This is a genomic window from Burkholderia sp. M6-3 (genome assembly GCF_050858985.1).
GTDB classification, from domain to species: Bacteria; Pseudomonadota; Gammaproteobacteria; order Burkholderiales; family Burkholderiaceae; genus Paraburkholderia; species Paraburkholderia caledonica.
In genome coordinates this window covers 698,822-717,412 of sequence record NZ_CP110090.1, presented here as the reverse complement: position 1 = coordinate 717,412, position 18,591 = coordinate 698,822, and the positions used below count along the sequence as shown (strand labels likewise).

The following is an 18,591-nucleotide window of genomic DNA, read 5'->3' as shown; positions in this document are numbered from 1 at the left end:
TCGAAAAACCGTAGGCGCTAGTTAAACCCCACTGGGTCTTGGATGTATCGCAGAGCAAGGCTTAAAGCTTGCCTACTTTTCACCGCAGCTGTTCACGCCATGTGCAGCAGCGTCGAGTTAGCCCGTCGGTCAAACTGGGCAGCAAAATCATCGCCCTGCCACGTTTAATAACGCTTCGCTTCGTCAGACTCTCGCTCCACGCTCAGAGCGCGCAACATCTCTTGATATCGGTAGTGCCGCCGACGTCCTCGGGTGGATACGCCCGTTCTCCGGCACAGATCCACGCTTCGCTGTAGGGCTCGTGGTCCGTTTGCATGCCCTCTTCAAGGTGAGAGCCATAATGCCAGTCATCGTCTAGGCCATATTGATAGACGAACCGATGTCCCGGGATACACAATCCAGCGTTACCGCGCCGTGCGATCATCCTGCGTTTTGGGGTCTTCAGAGGACAGGTGGAGCATGTCGTCGTTATCGACAGCCCCGTATGGGGAGTATGCAAGCCTTGTCAGCGGCGGCGGCGTCAACGTCGTCGGCTTCCATGCCGGCGATCTCGTTGCCCTGTCGCCCCGACGATAATGCCAGATACCATTTGCTACACATTTCAAAATATTTGATGGGCGGGCGGCCGCTGTGCAATCACCGTCGATGTCTCACACCCAGGAGCCGCTCCCCGATCGATTTGGCGGTCAGAGATCCTCTTTGCACACCGCTGCTCGATGCTCATGAGGCTCGGTTAGCCGCCGCAGGCACGCTGCGCAGTGCAGTCGAGGTGGCCGGCTGATATTCGGCGACCCAACGGCGCAGGTCGCGGCGGACCTCGTCGTCAGTCGGCACGCGGTGTTGCATCAGCCACGGCAGCAGGTTGTCGATCAGGCTGTCCGGAACTTCGCGCGCCTTGGCGATGCGCAGTTTCGGGTGCGGCGTGCGCGTGGTGGTTTCGTCGTCGGCGAGCAGTTCTTCGTAGAGCTTTTCGCCGGGGCGCAGGCCCGTGTAGACGACGCGAATCTGTTCTTCGGTGAAGCCATACAGACGGATGAGATCGTGCGCCAGATCGGCGATGCGGACCGGCTTACCCATGTCGAGAATGAATATCTCGCCGCCGTGGCCCATACTCGACGCTTGCAGCACGAGCTGCGACGCTTCGGGAATCGTCATGAAGAAACGCGTGATTTCCGGATGCGTGACCGTGACGGGACCACCGCGCGCAATCTGTTCCTGGAACTTGGGAATCACGCTGCCCGCGCTGCCGAGTACATTGCCGAAGCGCACGGTCTCGAACTGCGTGCGCCGCGTGCCCTGCTGTTGCAGCGATGAACATACCATCTCCGCGAGACGCTTGCTTGCGCCCATCACGTTGGTCGGGTTGACGGCCTTGTCGGTGGAAATCAGCACGAAGTGCGCGACGTCGTGACGGATCGCAGCGCGCGCCACCCGATAGGTGCCGAGCACGTTGTTGCGCACGGCCTGCCACGCGTTCACCTCTTCCATGAGCGGCACGTGCTTGTAGGCCGCGGCGTGGAAAACAATGTGCGGCGTGTAGCGCGCCATGACCTGATCGAGCAGCAGCGAGTCCTTCGCGTCGCCGATGATCGGCACCACGGAGACTTCCGGATACTTGTCGGTCAGCTCTTCATTGAGCCGGTAGATGGAAAATTCGGAAATGTCGAACGCCACCAGTTGAACCGGGCCGAAGCGCAGAATCTGCCGGCACAATTCAGAGCCGATCGAGCCGCCCGCGCCGGTGACCATGACGACGCGGTTTTTCAGGAGCGCTTCGACGTGGTCGGTGTCGATCATGACCGGGTCACGGCCGAGCAGGTCTTCGAGATCGATCTGGCGGACGCGGGAAAGGAAGGCCTGGCCTTGGCTGACAGCGGTCAATGCCGGCAGCACGAGCGCGCGCACGCCGGCGCGCACACAGAGCGTGGCAACCCGACGCTGGACGTCCACAGATGCCGACGGGATAGCGATGATCGCATATTCGGTTTTGAGCTCCTCGGCCATGCGCGGCAATTCGCTGATAGAACCGAGAACCTTGTAACCGTAGATTTCGCGTCCATGCTTGGACACATCGTCGTCCAATAGGCCGACAAGACGCCATTCGCTCGAGCGCGACAATTCACGCGCGAGGCTTGCACCGGCGTTTCCCGCGCCGAGCACGACGACCGGCTTGCCTTGCGCGACGAGGCCGCCGTAAAGGTAGAACTCTTTGGTCGCCCGGTAGAGGGCTCGCGTTCCGCCCATGGCCAGGAACAGGAAGAGCGGCGATACGACGAGGACCGAGCGCGGCACGATCGGCGAAGGTTGTACCAGCACCGAGACAACCATGGCAATCAGCGCCCCGGCGATCACGGCTTTCGAGATCCGAACGAGATCGGGCAAGCTGGCGAATACCCACATGCCGCGGTACAGCCCGAAAATGCGGAACATCACGCCGTAGACCGGAAGCACCCACAGCAGGGAACGCAGGGCGCCGGTGCGGAATTCGTCCGGGATCGAGCCGTTGAAACGGAGGAGATACGCGATGAGCCACGATCCGGCAACCGCGCATAGATCGAAGAGGAACGCGCTGAAAGACAGCCAGGTGGCCTTGTTTCTTAACATCAGCGGCATCCTTACTTGTCTGACAGTGTTGATTGGAACCGACGCCAGCGTCTATCGACGACCACACCCGCCAGAAAAAGAACCACCAGCCAACCGGCGACGATGCACCACTGAACGATAGCAGCGCGGCCCAGAGCAAATACAGCAAGCATTATGCCAGTTGCCATGACGACATACCACACCAGAGCTGTCCTCGAGTGGCCGACTCCACTTCGCACCATACGCTGATAGTAGTGCTCGCGGTGCGGTTGCCAAAATCTTTCACCCCGCAGGAGGCGCCGTGCGAGTGTCACGGACGCATCGGCGATGAACGGCGCAAACACCATCGCGGGAAACCAGATGGGCCAGACGCCCCCGCGCCAGCCCCAGTAGCCGAATGCCCCGGCCAGAAAGCCCAAGGAGATGGAGCCTGCATCGCCCAAAAAAATCCGGGCAGGATGAAAGTTGAAAAAGAGGAAACCCAGCGCTGCACCGGACACGGCCACGGACGACCACGCCAGTTCCGGCGCCGGATGGCCGCTTAGCAGAGCAGCCACGGCGTAGCCGGCGAAGCCGAACAAGGCCATACCCCCGGCCAGCCCGTCCGCGCCATCCATGAAATTGTAAAGATTCACGAGCCACAACATCAGGAAGGCGAGTATTGCCAAACCCCACCATGGCGCGTTCGCGGTGAAGAGAGACACCAGGCCGACAACGGCTAACATGTGCGCAGCAAACCTGACCCGCGCCGGCAGCCCTCGGCGGTCGTCGATCTGGGAGACAGCCGCGAGGAAGGCAGTGCCCACCGCCGAGAACCAAAGGCCTGGCGCGAGCAGCAAGGTCGCAATGACGCAGACGGGGACCACGCCCCAGCCACCGACTCGCGGCGTAGGCGCGTTGTGAAGCGACCGGTCGTTGGGCACATCCGTGGCGAGACGCCAGGCGAGTCCGGTGCGCAGCAACGTCCAGAGAATTGCTCCACATGTGCAAGCGGATGTGAGTGCGATCAGCGCCGCAGCCGCCCAGGCCGGCAACGTGGCAAGGTAGGTCAGCACCCGCGGCCTCCTTGCGTGGTGCGATACCAGCGGGCGGTCGCGGCCAGCCCTTCGTCGGTGGAATACGGCGGGGTCCAGTTCAACACCGAACGAATTCGGGCCGTATCCACCTGCAACGCGCCGACCAACCGATCCACCTGAGCCGAACGGCCTGTCAGTCGGCCGGCCAGACGTAGCCATTCCTCCGGTATCGGAAGCAGCCGCGCCGGCTTGTGCAAGTGGCGGCCCAGCGCGCGGCACAGTTCGGCGACGGTAAGCGCGTCCGTGTCGGCGACATGGAAGCATTGGCCTGCCGCGCGCGGATCCGTCGCGCAACGCATCAGTGCGTCCGCAAGATTCTCGACATAGACGAGGCTGCGTCGTCCATGGACCGCGCCGAGGGGCAGCGGTATACCTTTTCCTATGCCTTGCATCAGACGCAGGAAGTTCGCGCGCACCCCGGGGCCATAGACCAGTGGTGCGCGCACAATCACCACCTCCATTCCCGTCTCACGAGCATAGCGGGCCAGCTCCTGTTCGGCGGCAAGTTTGGAGCGGCCGTAGGGGTCTTCAGGAGCTGGCGCATCGTCTTCGGTCAGAGGCCGCCCGTTATCGGCTTCCGCAATTGCCTTGATACTGCTGACAAAGACGAAACGGCGAACGCCATGCTGCGAGGCAGCTCGCGCAACGCGAAGCGTGCCTTCGACATTGGTGGCGTGGAAGGCGGCCTCCGGATCTGTCGACACTTCGCGCATCACGTGAACACGGGCCGCGAGATGAACGATGCAATCTGCAGCGAGCGCAGTTGACCACCCGGCTTCTATGGCCGCGAAGTCCGCGCTGGGTTCGATCCACTCATTGACACCCTGCTCGAGGTGCCCGCCGCGCCGGACGAGGCCGGTGACGGTGTGCCCCGCGTCGAGTAACACGCGGCTCAGCGCGCGACCGACAAACCCGTAGGCTCCTGTAACGAGTACGTGACTCACAGCCACTTCCAGCCGAAGCGGTTGAAGAACTTGTAGGCGGAAGAGATGAACATGCGGATGTGCGAGGAACCTTTGCGCGATGCTCCACCGCCGTGATGAAGCACGCGTACATTAGGCACGTACGCAACATGCGCTACGGCGTGCGTGCGAAGACTCAGGTCGTAATCCTCGAAATAGAGGAAATACCGTGAGTCGAAGCCTGCCAGCTGCCTGAGCACGGAAGTGCGAAACAGCATAAAACAGCCGCTGACGATGGGCGGGTCCCACACGACGTCCCGGTCATTAATCTGGTCGTGCATCTCGTAGCGTGCAAGGCGCCGCGAAAACAATCGCTGCAGCGCAGTAGGCATGAAACCGCGTACGAATAAATCCAGCATTGTGGGGTAGCGCCGACACAGGAACTGTTGACAGCCGGATTCGTCGCCGATCCAAGGCGTTAGAAGACCCACCTCCGGCTGTGCCTCGAGAAAGTCCAACGCTTGCTGAAGGGAGTCTGACGCAAGATCGATGTCCGGGTTCAGTATCAAGTGGTACCGACTTTTACTCCGTTGGATGGCGAGGTTGTGACCGCGACCGTAACCCACGTTGCCATGCCCGGTAATGACAGTACAGACCACACCACGTGCCCTCAATTCATCTAGAGATGCCAAACGTTCAGACAATCCCCCGTTATCGATAAGAGAAAGCGCTATCACTTGTCCTGGTCGCTTTGAATACACTGCATGACATGCAGCGCTGAGGCCAGCGAGCGTCGAGTTCAATTGCTGAATGTCCGGTCGATAAACGACGATCGATATCGATAACACGTTAGGTTCGGACGACGGCGCGGCTTGATGTTTCATGCTTGGTGAAATTACATGTCCAGAAAACCACACTCGTTGTGGCCCTCATGGCCCGGCAGTTCGGACCAAACGTTCGGGCCTCGGCGACTATGTTCTTCAGTGTGCTGCCGCTGGAGGCTGTATGACTGCATCATTGGCGGATAGCCGGGCGCGCCGTGTACGGCTCACGAATCAGCGTATTGCACTAGGCTTTACAAGAGACAACTTACAGGGCCAATGATAACGCATCGATCGACACCTTCTTACCGCAAGAGGCCGGTGCTACAAACGCGCTCCTTATGGAGCGATCGCTGCAGCCCCTCACGTTCTTGCGCACACCGCCGCGCTGGCTGCTTTTGATACCATGTACAATTTGCGGTCTATCCTGAGGCGGGCTGCTCTTTGCTTGGTCATGTGGTTTTTGGAGCTTTGCGAAGCCGATTGCAGTGCGTACCCCCTTGTCGGTTTATGCTGATACCGGGGTCGCCACTGCTCGGTCTTTGTCGCTGGCGCTGATTGGAAGGGTCGACTGGGGCCTGCCGCAACACCTAGGTAGCTGTTGCTTACCTAAGATCGTAATATGCCTCCCAGTAGGCGCACGACCGCCGCAAACTGACGTCTCTCTAGACGAGTAACACTGAACAGCCTCGCCTGAAAGAGCCTCGTTCGCGAAAAACGAAATCAGACCTCCCCGATTATGCTCAGCACGCCCCCTACCGCCGCCTCAACGTCCGCGCTCGCCGTTGCACTGCGAGATCACTTCAGCAACGTCATTCTCCCAATGTGGCGAGAGGCCGGGTTCAATGCGGCTCTGAAATTGCCGTTCGAGGCGCTTGATGACGATCATCGTCCCGTGCCGCCCCAACGCTATCGGGCAATGGCCTGTGCGCGACAACTTTTCGTGTTCTCTCAAGCCGGAGATGCCGCTCACGCGCATGTTCTGTTTGATTCTCTGACACGCACGTTCCGGGATACGCAGCGCGGCGGCTGGTTTTACAGCGTGGACGCACAAGGTGTACCGCTAGACACCACCAAAGACCTGTACACGCACGCGTTCGTTGTTTTTGCGTGCGCCGAGTATGCGCGGCGCTGCGGAAGTCAGGACGCTCTCGAAATCGTGCATGGAACGTCAGAGCTGATACAGGCGAAGTTCGACGCGGACGACGGCCTATTGAACGCGGCACTCACCGCGGACTTCTCAAAAATAACCGGCGTACCGGCGCAGAACCCATTGATGCATCTTACCGAGGCGTGGCTGGCCGCCCGCGAAGCGACGGACGACCATGCTTTCGATGTACAGCTTCGACGCGTAGCCGGGGCCGTGTCGCGCCACTTCGTGCATGCGAGATCAGGTTGCATAGCCGAATTTCCGCTCGGCACGCAAGGCAATCGCCTAGAGCCGGGCCATCAGTTCGAATGGTTTTGGCTGGTCAATCAAGCACGCCCGCTCTTCGAAGCTTCCGGGCTAACCGAGACAGTGTCGCGAGCCTTCAGCTTCGCGCAACGCAACGGTGTAGATCAGCGCACAGGAGGAGTATCCGCGTCGCTCGATGATGAAGGGCGCATTCAGGACGCGACCCAGCGCATCTGGGCGCAAACAGAATATCTGAGGGCGCTTGCCATCCATGAAGAGCCGTCTGTTCGTGCGACCTTGCAGCGGCAAATGGAATTATTCCAGCAGCGCTTCCTGCGCTTACAAGGCTGGATCGAATGCAAGACTGCGACGGGCGAAACAGCCAGGGCGGACATGCCATCAACAACACCATATCACCTTGCAACCGCTTTCGACGCGTTGCCCGCCTACAGGCGAAAGAGCGAAACGACACAATGGCAAAACTTCGTCCAGCGTTAACGGAGACGGCGTTCATAGGCTCAGACTCGGTACCCTTCACACAAGGGGCTTCAAACGAGTAACGGGGCCGATGTGAAAAGTTGATCGCCGGGGACCACGGTGGAAGTTGAACGATGGGGCGTATCGCATGATCGGGGCGCGTGCGAGTACGCCTCTCACATCTTTAGTGCACCGAGGTCATGAACGATAAGTGAAACAACATGCCTATCGGTAAGCGCACAGCAAACCCGTCTTGACGAATTGCACTAGGCGACTGTCACGGGCGGCGGGTGCCAGCGATGCGGCAGCAATGCAGAGATCTCGCTGGCCTTGTGGGTCGGTAGGCGCGTGAGGATGTGGAGTAGCCCCTTGATTCTCAGGACACGCGGCACCTCTTAAAATAAGAGGGAGTCTTGTGACTGGTCTTAAGCCTAGGCAAATAGTGGAAAGCATCGAAGTTTCGAGTGAGCCCGAGCGTCGCCGTCGGCGCTCGGTCCAGGAAAGGGTCTCTATCGTCCGGGAGACCATGGAACCGGGCGCAACGGTCTCGGCGGTTGCCCGGCGATACGGGGTGAGCCCAAATCAGGTATTTGCGTGGCGCAAGCAATATCAGGACGGGAGCCTGGTAGCGGTGAAAGCTGGGGAAGCGGTGGTACCGGCTTCGCAGTTGGCCGCAGCAATGAAGGAAATCAGAGAACTGCAGCGTCTGCTGGGCAAGAAGACGCAAGAGGCAGAGATACTGAAGGAAGCAGTCGAATATGGCCGCTCAAAAAACTGGATTGCGCGCTCGCCCTTACTGCCCGGGAACGACCAATGAAAACGGTCTGCGATGTTCTCGGCGTGGCGCGCTCTGCTTTAGCAGTCAGGAAAGCCCGCTCCCCGGACTGGCAGGATGGCCGTCGCGCTCGGTATATCGACGACACGGACCTGGTAGCGTCCACCATTCGTTTGGTGGGCACCAAAGTAGCCAAACTCAACAAGTAAATCTACACAGTAATGAAGACGCGCTTACGGTAGAACAGCAGGTCCCGTCCGAGATTAAAATGCTATCGGCGAGACAGTCGCGATAGCGACTTTGCCGGTCGCACCTGCATATATGTACAGTATATCGCAGTAGATTACGGGCAGGTTGGCGACCGTGATGCAGTCAACACCCAATGCGCATCCTTGCCGGCACGGCTTCATGGACCGACAAAACGCTTATCGAGTCCTGCGCCTTCTATCCGCGAAGGTGCAACGGCGCCGAAGCGCGCCGGCGGCAGCCCCCCGCCCCATCGCCATTGTTAAAGCGGTCTCAATAAAGCCATATGGGCTCTAAACTCGGCTTGCTTTCTGCGCGACGTCCGTCTGTGGATGCACGATGAATCTTTTCAGGTTCAGGGCAGGTTGCTCGACCAGGTACCATGAAAGTGCTGACAGCGGTATTAGGATCGCCATTGTGAGCGCAAACAGGCTGTATGGGTGGTCGATCGGCATGCCGTGTTTCTTGGTCCAGTAAATTACTGACTGCTGCACCGGCCAACCATAAACGTAAATTCCGTACGATAAATCAGCGCGCCAAAACGGCAAGGGCTTTGCGTACTTGGCGGTATAAATGACGATGAACGGGACGGTAATCATCATTGCGACTTGCCTTATCTGAACATCAGGCGCGCCGAAACCCCAATAGAACGGAATGCTACCGATACCGGCGAAAAGCCACGTGCGCATCGGCTCAATCAGAAACGGTGCGATGCAAATGGCGCACCAGAAAGCCGTCCTACCCAGTCGAAGGTCTTTTTCATTTATGGCGATGAAACCGCCGATCGCGAAAACCATAAAGAATGTTCCAACCACGGTAAGGGTTGGAGATCCGCTCTGCCAATGAGCGAAGTAGACGATCCAGCCACCACCAAGGATGGCGGCGAACGAGGCACGATTTAGTGCGCCGATAAAGCCGAGTCCCATCACCGCTGCGTAGCATGCAATCTCCCACGGAAGCGTCCACCATGTCCCGTTGACTGTATGGATCTTGTTCACGTCGTAGCCGTTGAAGCGCGCAGAAAGCCAGTAGGAGATGACGGCAGAGATGATCCATGCTGGAGCGATGCGCAGGGCGCGGTTCGCCATGAACGACGGTATGGACGGTGTTCGCATCCAGCTCTGAGTGATCAAATAACCACTGATGACGAAGAACCAGATAACCGCAGCCCCCCCGACCGACATACCCCAAGAATTGGGTTCCTCGTAACCTAGCAATGGATAGCAGTGTGACCCGACCACGGCTGTCGCCAGCCAAAACCTTATCTGGTTGAAGTTATTACGCACCGTCATATTCCGTAATGTTTGGTGCGCAGTCTACCGCAATCCGTTACGTGTGCGCGATCGGTCCCAGACGGGCGCCGGCGCCGCACTTATCGACAAACGGACGACGGAGCACTTGCGCGGAAGCGCCGAACGCCGCGTATGCTGCGTTCCTCGAATCGGTCGCAGAGGATCGGGAGGCGTTGAGCGTGGCGACCAGGCTCTGCTGAATCGCCGCAACATTCTCCGGCTGCCGCTGCATCTCCGCCCAGTATTTGTCGACTCGCTCATGGACCGTGCCCATGAGTTTGAAGTGCGGCTCAATGGCCGCGCACCAGCCCGCATAGCCGCCGCGCCACCAGCACGCAATCGTTCGTTTCGGCCTGCTCTGTCCAACGTCGCAGCAGATTCGCGTTCAGCTTTTGGTGCAATGCGATGGCCGCGAGCGACACCCCGGGGCCTTGGCAAGCCGCCACCACCTAGGCTTTGAACTCAACGCTATAGCGCCGGCGTCGACGACGGCCAAGTGGTGCTTCTTCTTCGATAGTGTTCACGTGTCCAATTTTAAGTGGATACGATGCTCCCAATACCTTCAACGCAACTCAAGACGGGATGGCCAGGCGCTTACGCCTATCGGGCATATGCACTGTGCGTTCGAACGCCATTAGCGTCAGTGGGCATCGAACAGATGACGAGGACGTAGATGGTACGCGACCAACGCTCAATTCCGGCGAAACAGGCGCTGAACGGCCCTCACCGCTCGCCAAGCAATCGATTGTTCGATCCTGTCGAGCTCGTCGTTTGAACTGTCGAGACGTTCGATCAGATCCGCGACGAGGCGACTCTGCAATTCGGTGTCCTTTGCACGATCGAGCTGCATCGCCCGACGCTCGGTTTCCAGTTGTGCATTCAGGCTCTGGACCTTGTCCTTCAGCTGGATATTCAATTCGCGATCTCGACGCAACGCCTCTTCCAGCATTCGGCTGCGCGTCCTAGCCGATTCAAGTGCGCCTTTCATGCGCTTCAGTTCACGGAACAGGGTCGTCCGATCGATGGTCGCGTGAGCGGGAAAACAAATCGGCGCTCCGACCCGTTTTTCGCTCGCCGCGGCCCCTTCCAATTCCGCGCCAACCCGCACGAGGTCGACACGCGCAACCGAACTGTGGGCGGCGAGCGCCGTTTCCCGTGCGAAGCCGTCGCCGAGCACTGGCTTCAGTTGCTCGTACAAGTAGTTGCCGTCCTCGATAAAGCGCGGGAAATCCAAGAAAACAATCGGAATGTCGTGCTTCACCAGCGTATGGATGACTTGGTGGAAGCCCAGCGCGAGAATCCGCGCCTGATCGACGGGATTCAGCGAATACACCAGCCCGCCCGGAGTCGTTCCCCACGTCTCCCAACGAGTATGCTCTTCGGTTAACCCATCGTTCGCGAGGCGGGCGCGCATTTCCAGCATCACGCGGCTCGTCGCAGCTTCGACGATGTCTCGCATTGCGACGATCACCGCATCGATGACAACGCCCTTTTGCTCGACTAGGCGATCGATAAACTCATAGAGCCATGGCGTCTTGATCACGTAAGGAAGATCGGAATCATCGCCAGTCGGCAAGTCTTCGAGCCCAGCGTTTGCGTGCTCTTCCAGTTGTTCGTTCGGATGCCGGGAACTGTGGGTATCCAGGCCGCATGCGCTCAGGTACTGCACCATGAACGTCGTGCCCGCCCGACCGGTTCCCCCCAAGAGCAGATGATGTCTGGCCGGTCGATCGCTCACTTGCGTCTCCCGCGCGTGCGTTTTTGCACCATGAGGAAGATCCGGCGTCGGCTCGGACGGCGGCGCAACCGGTTCAGCCGGCGTCTTCGGCTCGAATTGGCCGAGGTAGATCGTTTGATTCGGATATCGCCCTTCCCGAGCGCCGTGATCGCGATAGTGATCCGTCGCTTCGGCCGCTGACATGTTTGCCAAGTCCGGGTACAAGCCGCGATAGAAGTCGGGATCGAATTGTTCGTTGTTGGAATCGCGCATTTTTTAAATCCGCGCCGACCGCACCGCCAACGCGCTGAGACAATATATGATTCGATGCATGCAGCGCGGATGGTAGCGAGGCTGGCGCAAAAGATCTAGCATTCTGCGGCGATTTCTGAAGCGTCGCACTACAAATACTCGTAACGGTATAGAAATGTCCATAGTTAGAAAAGGTGCTCCTCGGATTGCCGAAGTGGTCGTCCACGACCCTAGGCCACAAGTTACAATTACGTAGCGCGACGCGCGACTGTCCGCAGCAGAGAATCGAAGACATCGTAATCATCAGCTCTGTCATGAGCGGGAATGTGCGGCCGCGGGCCGGGCCGTCGCAGCGTCATTCCTGCATCGCGCTTTGGCAGCGCCTGTCGAATTCCCATCCCCCTCAGCCTCACCTAGATGCCGCTCACGTCAATTGATATCGCATTCGGCTCCTTACTCTCAGTCGTTGTTGCGCTCGTCGTCGCACAGCTGGTGTATCGCTTTTCCGGCTTTTATACAAGCGCGATCGATCGTGAAATCGCGTCGTCGCGCTTTCACGCAATCGATGGTCTGCGCGGGTTTCTCGCGATAGGCGTCGTGCTGCATCACATCTACATCAATCACCACTTCTTCCTGACCGGCCAATGGGAATTGACGCCGTCGCGGTTTACCACGTTTCTTGGTCGGGGCTCTGTAGGAATGTTTTTCATGATCACGGCCTTCCTTTTCTGGGGTCGAATAATTGAAAGGAAGGAGCGCTTCGATGCCGCGCGCTTCTACCAGAATCGAGTCCGCCGCCTCGTTCCCATGTATCTGGTGAGCGCCGGTCTCGTGGTGGTCACGGCCATGGCACTGAGCCATTTCCATCTCAACGTGCCGCTTTCCGAGTTAACGGCGCAGATAACGTCATGGCTGCTTTTCACGTTCCCCGGCGTGCCGCCGATCAACGGCTTCAGCCAGACGGCTCTCATCAATACTGTTTTCTGGTCGTTGATCTACGAGTGGAAGTTCTATCTCTTGTTACCGATGATCGGCGCACTCGCGCTTCGTTGGGGAACGTGGCTGGTCGCGCTGGGCGTATGTGCGTGCATTGCCCTCTTTTCGCCGGGTCAAGTCGAATGGTACTTCGTCGCGGGTTGCGCGGCGGCGATGGCAGTGCGCATTCCCGCCATTCAGAACCTGTGCCGAAGCACGGTCGGCACCGCGCTGCTCATCACCTGCATCGCTGCTGTGGTAACCTGGCAACCGTTGATCTACTCGCCTGGCGCCGCCGCGTTGATGTTTGTGCCGTTTCTTGTGATTTCTGGCGGCAACAGTTTGCTCGGCATCCTGACGAACAAGGCAGCTCGCCTGCTCGGCCTGCTGAGCTACAGCATCTACTTGCTCCACAACTGGGTGCTCTATCTGGTTGCACGGCTCGTCAATCACATTGTACCGATCGCGTCGATCTCTCACGCGAGCTATCTCGGCATCGGCGCCGGCGTGGCTGCGATCACGGTGCTGCTCGCCACGCTGACCTATCGGCTCATCGAGTTTCCGCCGATCCGCCTCTCCAGCGCCGCAACGAAGGCAGAACGATCGCCCGCACTCTGAATCTGCAATGCACTGCGACGCGGCTGCAATCTCAGCCTCGACGGCGAAGATTGCAGAAGCATGCCGTCAATGTTCGCTGACGGCCGGCAACATGGAGAAGAACGCCTGCAACGCGGGCCGGTCGACCGTGTAGCCCGTGCAGTAGTCGCGGTCGGGGTACGCAATGCAGGTCAGCGAGTTACACGGCGAGCAATTTACGATAGGCCCGAGATTCAGGCAAGGACTCGTCTGGCTGCGGAACCAGCGTTTGGAGCTCACGTGATCCGGATGCGTCGAGCCGTAGACGCAGATTTGTGGAATGTCCAGAATCGCGGCGAAATGCGACGTCCATGAATCGACACAGATCAGCGCGCGGCCGAGCGGAAAAATTTCCTTCCATTGCGAAGGCATGAAATTCTCGAGGATCGCGCCATCGGTGTGAGCGACCCGGCGATCGTTGGCCGCGCCAATCTGGATGAGCTTGAATCCGGCGCGATGCACTTCTTCCGCCAGCCCGGCCATGATGTGCGGAGGAATCGATTTCAGGCTCCACCCGCCAAGCGGGTGCACGAAAACGACGTGTTCGCCAATGGCGCCGACAATCTCTCGCGCGCGAACACGCTGTGCATCCGTGCTGGTCGGCGGCAAATTGGGCAAGCGCGTTTCCAGCGGCAGCCCTGCCTCTTCCAACATGTATTCGACCAGATTGCGGCCTGTGTCCGACAAGCTCCGGACCGGATGGCAACGTGCGACGCGCGGCACCGCATCGGGGCGCAACGACACATACTGGTAGGAGTCCAGCAGCACACGATAGGTGTCTTCGGCCGCTGCAACCGGCACCGGGATCGACTCGACGTGAATTCCCGGAAACTCTTTCGCCCACGACACAAGCGGCTCCGCGACATGCAGCCGAACGCGCTTGCCCGCCTCCGCCCCACTAGCCGCCACTTGAGCGGCGATGACCATGTCGCCGCGATGGAACGGGCACACGATCTCGATCACTTCGCTTTCGTCGCAAACGGTAGATGCCGCGTTGGAATCGATGCGTCGCAAATCGTAGATTGCTTCCCAGGACGGGCCGGCATCAGTCAATTTCGCCAGCATCGAGCGTGAGTACGCACAACCGCTGCGCACAATATTGACGCCTCTCGCCGCCAGCCTTCGCGAGAAGTCCGTCACTGCGAGATTGCCCAAGAAACGTGTGTCGAGCAATTGGCCGGAATCGTCAGCCAGCAATGCGCGCGGGCCACCGAATATCCCTTCGGAAAACTCACGCACCGGCTCGGTCGGCGGCAATTTCCCGGTCTTGCGCTTGTTAGCCGTGACAGCGCGCGCGAGCAACGCGGCGCTCTGCTCCTCGTCAAGGACTTCGGCTGACTGGGCACGCACCGGCGCTGGGTCGACAGTAATCGAGCGCAGGGCCGCATCCGGGCCGACGGCGCCCGAAACGATCACCGCGCGGCGCTTCTGCTCGAGCTCAGTCTTGAGCAGATACGTGAAACAGCCGTCGAGCGGTACGTCGTAGCGTCCCACGATCCATACGTTCTCGTGCTGCGTCTCGCGCCAGCCTTGCGAGAACGCCTCGGCGAACCGCACGTCCTGCAGCGTGTACGTCGCCACCTTGAAACGCGTGAGCGGTAGGCGCCGCAGCCACGACGCAACGTGATCGCGGATCGCCACGAGACGCGGCTGTTCGGCCGTCGCATCGACCACGACGATTTCGGCGACGTCCAGCTTTTCCTTGCGAAGTTCATCGACAAAGATCGAGACGTTGTCGAACGGCGCAACGCCGACGATGACGATCGACGTATTGGCGGCGAGCGCGCTCAAATCGGCATCAGCGATGTGCGCGCGCTCGTCGAATGCCGTCTGACTGTCCTGTACATGCGCTATCAGGTTCCCAAACCGCGCCGCGTTGCGCACCGCCGAGCCGCGCGTCGCACGTAACACCACACTCAGGCGATCCGCAAGCCCCGGTGCGGTACGTCTGATGATCCGCTTCAATCCCCGTTTTGCACTAGCTTTCATGTTTATTGCACCTGCGTACCGGTCGCTCTCCAACACTTCATCGCTCGTGGAGGAAAGGCAAGGCCGTAGTTTTCCGCTGTAACCGTGAGGTTCGGACTGTAGAACGGATCGTGAGCGATCACGTCGCTCCAGCGCGTCAGCATATACGCACGCTCGCGCGCATCGCGCTCGATCTGCGCCGCCGAAAGATTCGCGCCACGCGAAATCGATTCAAGGTGGTACAGCTCGGCGAACGGCGTATAGACGATGTCGTAGCCGGCCTCGCGAATCTTCAGGCACAGATCAACGTCGTTATAGCCGACCGTCAGATTTATCTCATCGAAACCGCCCACCTGCTCGAACACATCCTTGCGCGCCAGCATGCAGGCCGCCGTGACTGCCGTCATGTTTTGCACCAGCATCGGACGGCCAAAGTAACCGATCGAATTGCGCGGGAAATGGCGATGTCCGTGCGCGGCCACGCCGTACAGACCGAGCACGACGCCGGCGTGCTGGATCGTATCGTTGGCGTAGTAGAGCTTTGCGCCGACCGCACCGACGTTCGGCTGCGCCAGTTGTGTGACCATCTCCAATAACCAGTCGGGATGGATGATCTCGATATCGTTGTTGATGAACCCGATCACCGAACCCGTCGAAACCGCCACGGCCGCGTTATTCAGAGCCGAGAAGTTAAAGGCACCCGGCACGCGCAGCACCTTCACGCGTGTGTCGCGCTTGATTTCCTTGAAATACTCGAGCGTTTTGGCTTCTTCGCTGTCGTTGTCGACCACGATGATTTCGAGGTTCTCGTAATTCGTTTCATGCATCAGCCCGTCGACTGCAGCGCGCAGCACTCCCAGACGGTCGCGGGTCGGCACGATGAGCGAGACGCGCGGCAGCTCGGCGGGCGGCTGGCGCTTGATACGCCACCAGCCCGGGAAGCTGTCGATCCCGACCACTTCTGACGTCGGTTCGACATCTGCGAAATACTCGACCATCGCGCGCTGCGCGGTGTCGATCGAGGCATCGGGATTATCGGTCGAGAAGCTTGTCACCCCTGGGAAAATGCGCCAGTGATACAGCACGTGAGGAATGTGCCGTATTCGCCGGCCATCCGTGTGCTTGAGGAAGCGCAGCGCGAAATCGTAGTCCTGACTGCCTTCGAAGCCCGCGCGGAAACCACCGATCTGCCGCACGATCGACGTCCGGTACACGCCGAGGTGCGCGATGAAATTCTGCGAGTAGAAGAGCTCGCGATTCCAGTCGGTCTTGAAGTGCGGATCGTGACGCTGGTCATTCTCGTCGACCTTGTCCTCGTCCGTGTAGATGAGATCAACGTCCGGATGACGATTGATTTCGTCGGCCACCATGAAGAGCGCATGCGCGGGAATGGCGTCGTCGTGATCCATCAGCGCGACGAACTCGCCCTTGACGATTTCTAGCGCCGAATTGCTCGACGCCGAAATATGGCCGTTCTTCTCGCGAAACACAACGCGAATGCGCGCGTCCTGGCGCATATATTCTTCCAGCACCGCGCGGATTTCCGGATTCGGCGAGGCATCGTCGGCGATGCACAACTCCCAGTGACGATAGGTTTGCGCGATGACGCTGTCGAGCGCCTTGCGCAAATATTTCGGACGCGTGTTATAGACGGGCATCACCACGGAAATCAGCGGCTTGTTCGCAAGCGCGTCGCCTAGTTCGCGCAGGCGCACGAGATCCGGTTCGGTCAGCGTGTCGTAGGTCTCCACCCACGCGCGATACTCGCCCTTGTCGTACTTGCCGACAATGCCTGAGCGCACAAGCGTCTTGGCGAGCCGCAGCTTTCCGCCCACCAGCGCGCGCCAGACCTGCGCGCGTTGCGCCCGCGACAGCGCCGCATAACCCAAGCGCAACAGACCCAGCCGGCCGATGCTGCGCACGGACACGTCTTTCAGGCTGAAACGGACATCGCGACGATCGGTCGGATCGAAACGCAGCGAACGCACGTCCGGCGGCAGTACGATCAGGCGCTTCTCGCGCCCCTTGCCGTAGCCTGGCATGGCATACGACGAAACCTGCGCGCCGTCGGCGCCGTGGAAGGCGTAAAGGACCGGGTTCAGGCTCGGCTCGTTCGAATCCATATCGACGGTCAGGACCGCCCAGCCCGCACGCAATCCCGCCCAGTGCGGCGCAACGGCGACCTGCGGATCGGCGCCCGTCGAGATGAAATCATTGCCGCCTGTCGACTCCATTTCGTGGACGGGCATGAACGCCGGCGTGCCCGCGGAGGTCATCAAGCGGTAAAGCGCGCGCGTGGCGCTGCGTGCGCGCCGCGCCACGCGGCTCGCCACACGGACGGGCGCGGTGATGCGCCAGCTGAACGACTCGCGATAAGCATGCACGGCTGTGTTGAGCTGCTCGACCGAGGCGCCGAGCCGGTTGAGCGAAGCTTCGAGTCCCTGCTTCTCGGCCTGCAAACGCGCGAACTCGATTTGCTGCTTGCGGGCCGCTCCGCGCAGCGAATTCGCCGTGGAGTTAGCACGCTCGAGTTGCGCCGCTTGCGCTTCAATATGCGCTCGTGCCGCCTCAAGCGCTTCCTGTGCCTGAGCGCGGGCTTGTTCGGTGCGCGCATACGCAGCCCGGGCCTCTTCCTCGGCGCCTCGAACTTGGTGGAACGCGGCTTCGAGCGCGGTGCGGCCTTCGCGGAATTCGGAAATCTCGTGGTCGCGCGCGGCGATGGTAGCCTTCAGTTGAGCCACGGCATCAGACTCGCCGATGTCGGTCTCGAACACGCCGGACGCCAGCGCGGGCAGCTCGCCATCGGATGCAACGGCGATCAGATACATCGGTGCGACCAAGCCGGTGCATTGCTCGACGCCGTCCGTCGACTTGCGGAAGCTTTCGATGCGGCCGTCGTGCTCGGCCAGCAACGCCGATGCGTAGACCACGCGTTGTCCATACATCGCGACATGCGTAAATGAAGCGCGCACCAAGGCCTCGAACTCGGCACGGGTCAATTCCTTGACGTGATATTCGTTGTGAAAGCCGGGGATGTCGGAATAGACCACGCGATCGGGACTCGACATGATCAGCAGGCCGCCGGGTCGCAGCACGCGCCGGATTTCCGCGATCATTTCGTCGTGCTGATCGTGATGCTCGATCGTCTCGAAGCTCACCACGACATCGACCGACGCGTCATCGACGGGCATTTTCGCCGCCGAGCCCACCCGGTACTGAAGGTTCGGAGCCGCGTGATGGCGCGACGCGTGATCGATCGCTTCCTGGGCAATATCGACGCCGATGACAGAGGCCGCGCCGCGGGCGAGCAGCGACGAGCCGTAGCCTTCGCCGCAGGCGATATCCAGCACGTTCTTACCTTTGCAAAGCTCAGCGGCACACAGATACCGGTGCACGTGTTCGAGCTCGATGTTGCCCTTCTGATCTGGGATAAAGCGTTCGCCGGTGAATTTCATAACTCTTTTTGCTGATTCCG

Annotated in this window: 11 protein-coding genes and 1 pseudogene; 3 read left to right on the top strand and 9 right to left on the bottom strand. The window is 59.9% G+C overall.

The genetic code is table 11. The features are described from left to right. Positions 1–202 precede the first annotated feature (202 nt). The 5 genes from OH764_RS03160 to OH764_RS03140 form a co-directional block, all read right to left on the bottom strand. The gene (locus OH764_RS03160; RefSeq protein ID WP_498847991.1) at positions 203–424 is read right to left on the bottom strand and encodes an IS1096 element passenger TnpR family protein; all 222 of its coding nucleotides are present in this window, start codon (positions 422–424) and stop codon (positions 203–205) included. Positions 425–720: 296 nt separating this feature from the next. Continuing rightward, positions 721–2,604 (bottom strand): polysaccharide biosynthesis protein, encoded by a 1,884-nt coding sequence (locus tag OH764_RS03155; RefSeq protein WP_498847990.1) that lies wholly within the window; start codon positions 2,602–2,604, stop codon positions 721–723. Between the two features lie 11 nt (positions 2,605–2,615). Next, positions 2,616–3,638 carry an MraY family glycosyltransferase gene (locus OH764_RS03150; RefSeq protein ID WP_498847989.1) on the bottom strand — a complete coding sequence of 341 codons (1,023 nt, stop codon included), beginning with the start codon at positions 3,636–3,638 and terminating at the stop codon, positions 2,616–2,618. Then, positions 3,632–4,603 carry a UDP-glucose 4-epimerase family protein gene (locus OH764_RS03145; protein WP_498847988.1) on the bottom strand — a complete coding sequence of 324 codons (972 nt, stop codon included), beginning with the start codon at positions 4,601–4,603 and terminating at the stop codon, positions 3,632–3,634. The genes OH764_RS03150 and OH764_RS03145 overlap by 7 nt, the downstream gene beginning before the upstream one ends. Beyond that, complete coding sequence (locus tag OH764_RS03140) at positions 4,600–5,445, bottom strand: glycosyltransferase family 2 protein (protein WP_498847987.1); 846 nt, start codon at positions 5,443–5,445, stop codon at positions 4,600–4,602. The genes OH764_RS03145 and OH764_RS03140 overlap by 4 nt, the downstream gene beginning before the upstream one ends. Positions 5,446–6,121: 676 nt before the next feature. On the opposite strand from OH764_RS03140, the gene OH764_RS03135 reads away from it, so the two are divergent. Both OH764_RS03135 and OH764_RS03130 read left to right on the top strand, forming a co-directional pair. Beyond that, entirely contained in the window at positions 6,122–7,276 is a 1,155-nt protein-coding gene (locus OH764_RS03135; RefSeq protein ID WP_498847986.1) for an AGE family epimerase/isomerase, read from the top strand. Positions 7,277–7,706: 430 nt separating this feature from the next. After that, positions 7,707–8,209, top strand: a pseudogene (locus OH764_RS03130) (transposase); the annotation flags it as partial. Between the two features lie 360 nt (positions 8,210–8,569). On the opposite strand, the gene OH764_RS03125 reads toward OH764_RS03130, so the two are convergent. Together OH764_RS03125 and OH764_RS03120 are read right to left on the bottom strand one after the other, a co-directional pair. Continuing rightward, on the bottom strand, positions 8,570–9,562 hold the full coding sequence (locus OH764_RS03125; protein ID WP_498847985.1) for an acyltransferase family protein: 993 nt from the start codon (positions 9,560–9,562) through the stop codon (positions 8,570–8,572). Between the two features lie 697 nt (positions 9,563–10,259). Next, positions 10,260–11,111, bottom strand: a complete 852-nt coding sequence (locus OH764_RS03120; RefSeq protein WP_498847984.1) for a hypothetical protein — start codon at positions 11,109–11,111, stop codon at positions 10,260–10,262. 843 nt (positions 11,112–11,954) lie between these two features. Between OH764_RS03120 and OH764_RS03115 the strand changes: the two genes are divergently transcribed. Further along, entirely contained in the window at positions 11,955–13,130 is a 1,176-nt protein-coding gene (locus OH764_RS03115) for an acyltransferase family protein (RefSeq protein WP_498847983.1), read from the top strand. A 66-nt stretch (positions 13,131–13,196) separates the two neighbouring features. On the opposite strand, the gene OH764_RS03110 is transcribed toward OH764_RS03115, so the two are convergent. Beyond that, the gene (locus OH764_RS03110; protein WP_498847982.1) at positions 13,197–15,137 is read right to left on the bottom strand and encodes a glycosyltransferase family 9 protein; all 1,941 of its coding nucleotides are present in this window, start codon (positions 15,135–15,137) and stop codon (positions 13,197–13,199) included. 2 nt (positions 15,138–15,139) lie between these two features. Next, a complete protein-coding gene (locus OH764_RS03105; RefSeq protein WP_498847981.1) occupies positions 15,140–18,571 on the bottom strand; it encodes a glycosyltransferase in 3,432 nt (1,143 codons plus the stop codon). Positions 18,572–18,591: the final 20 nt, after the last annotated feature.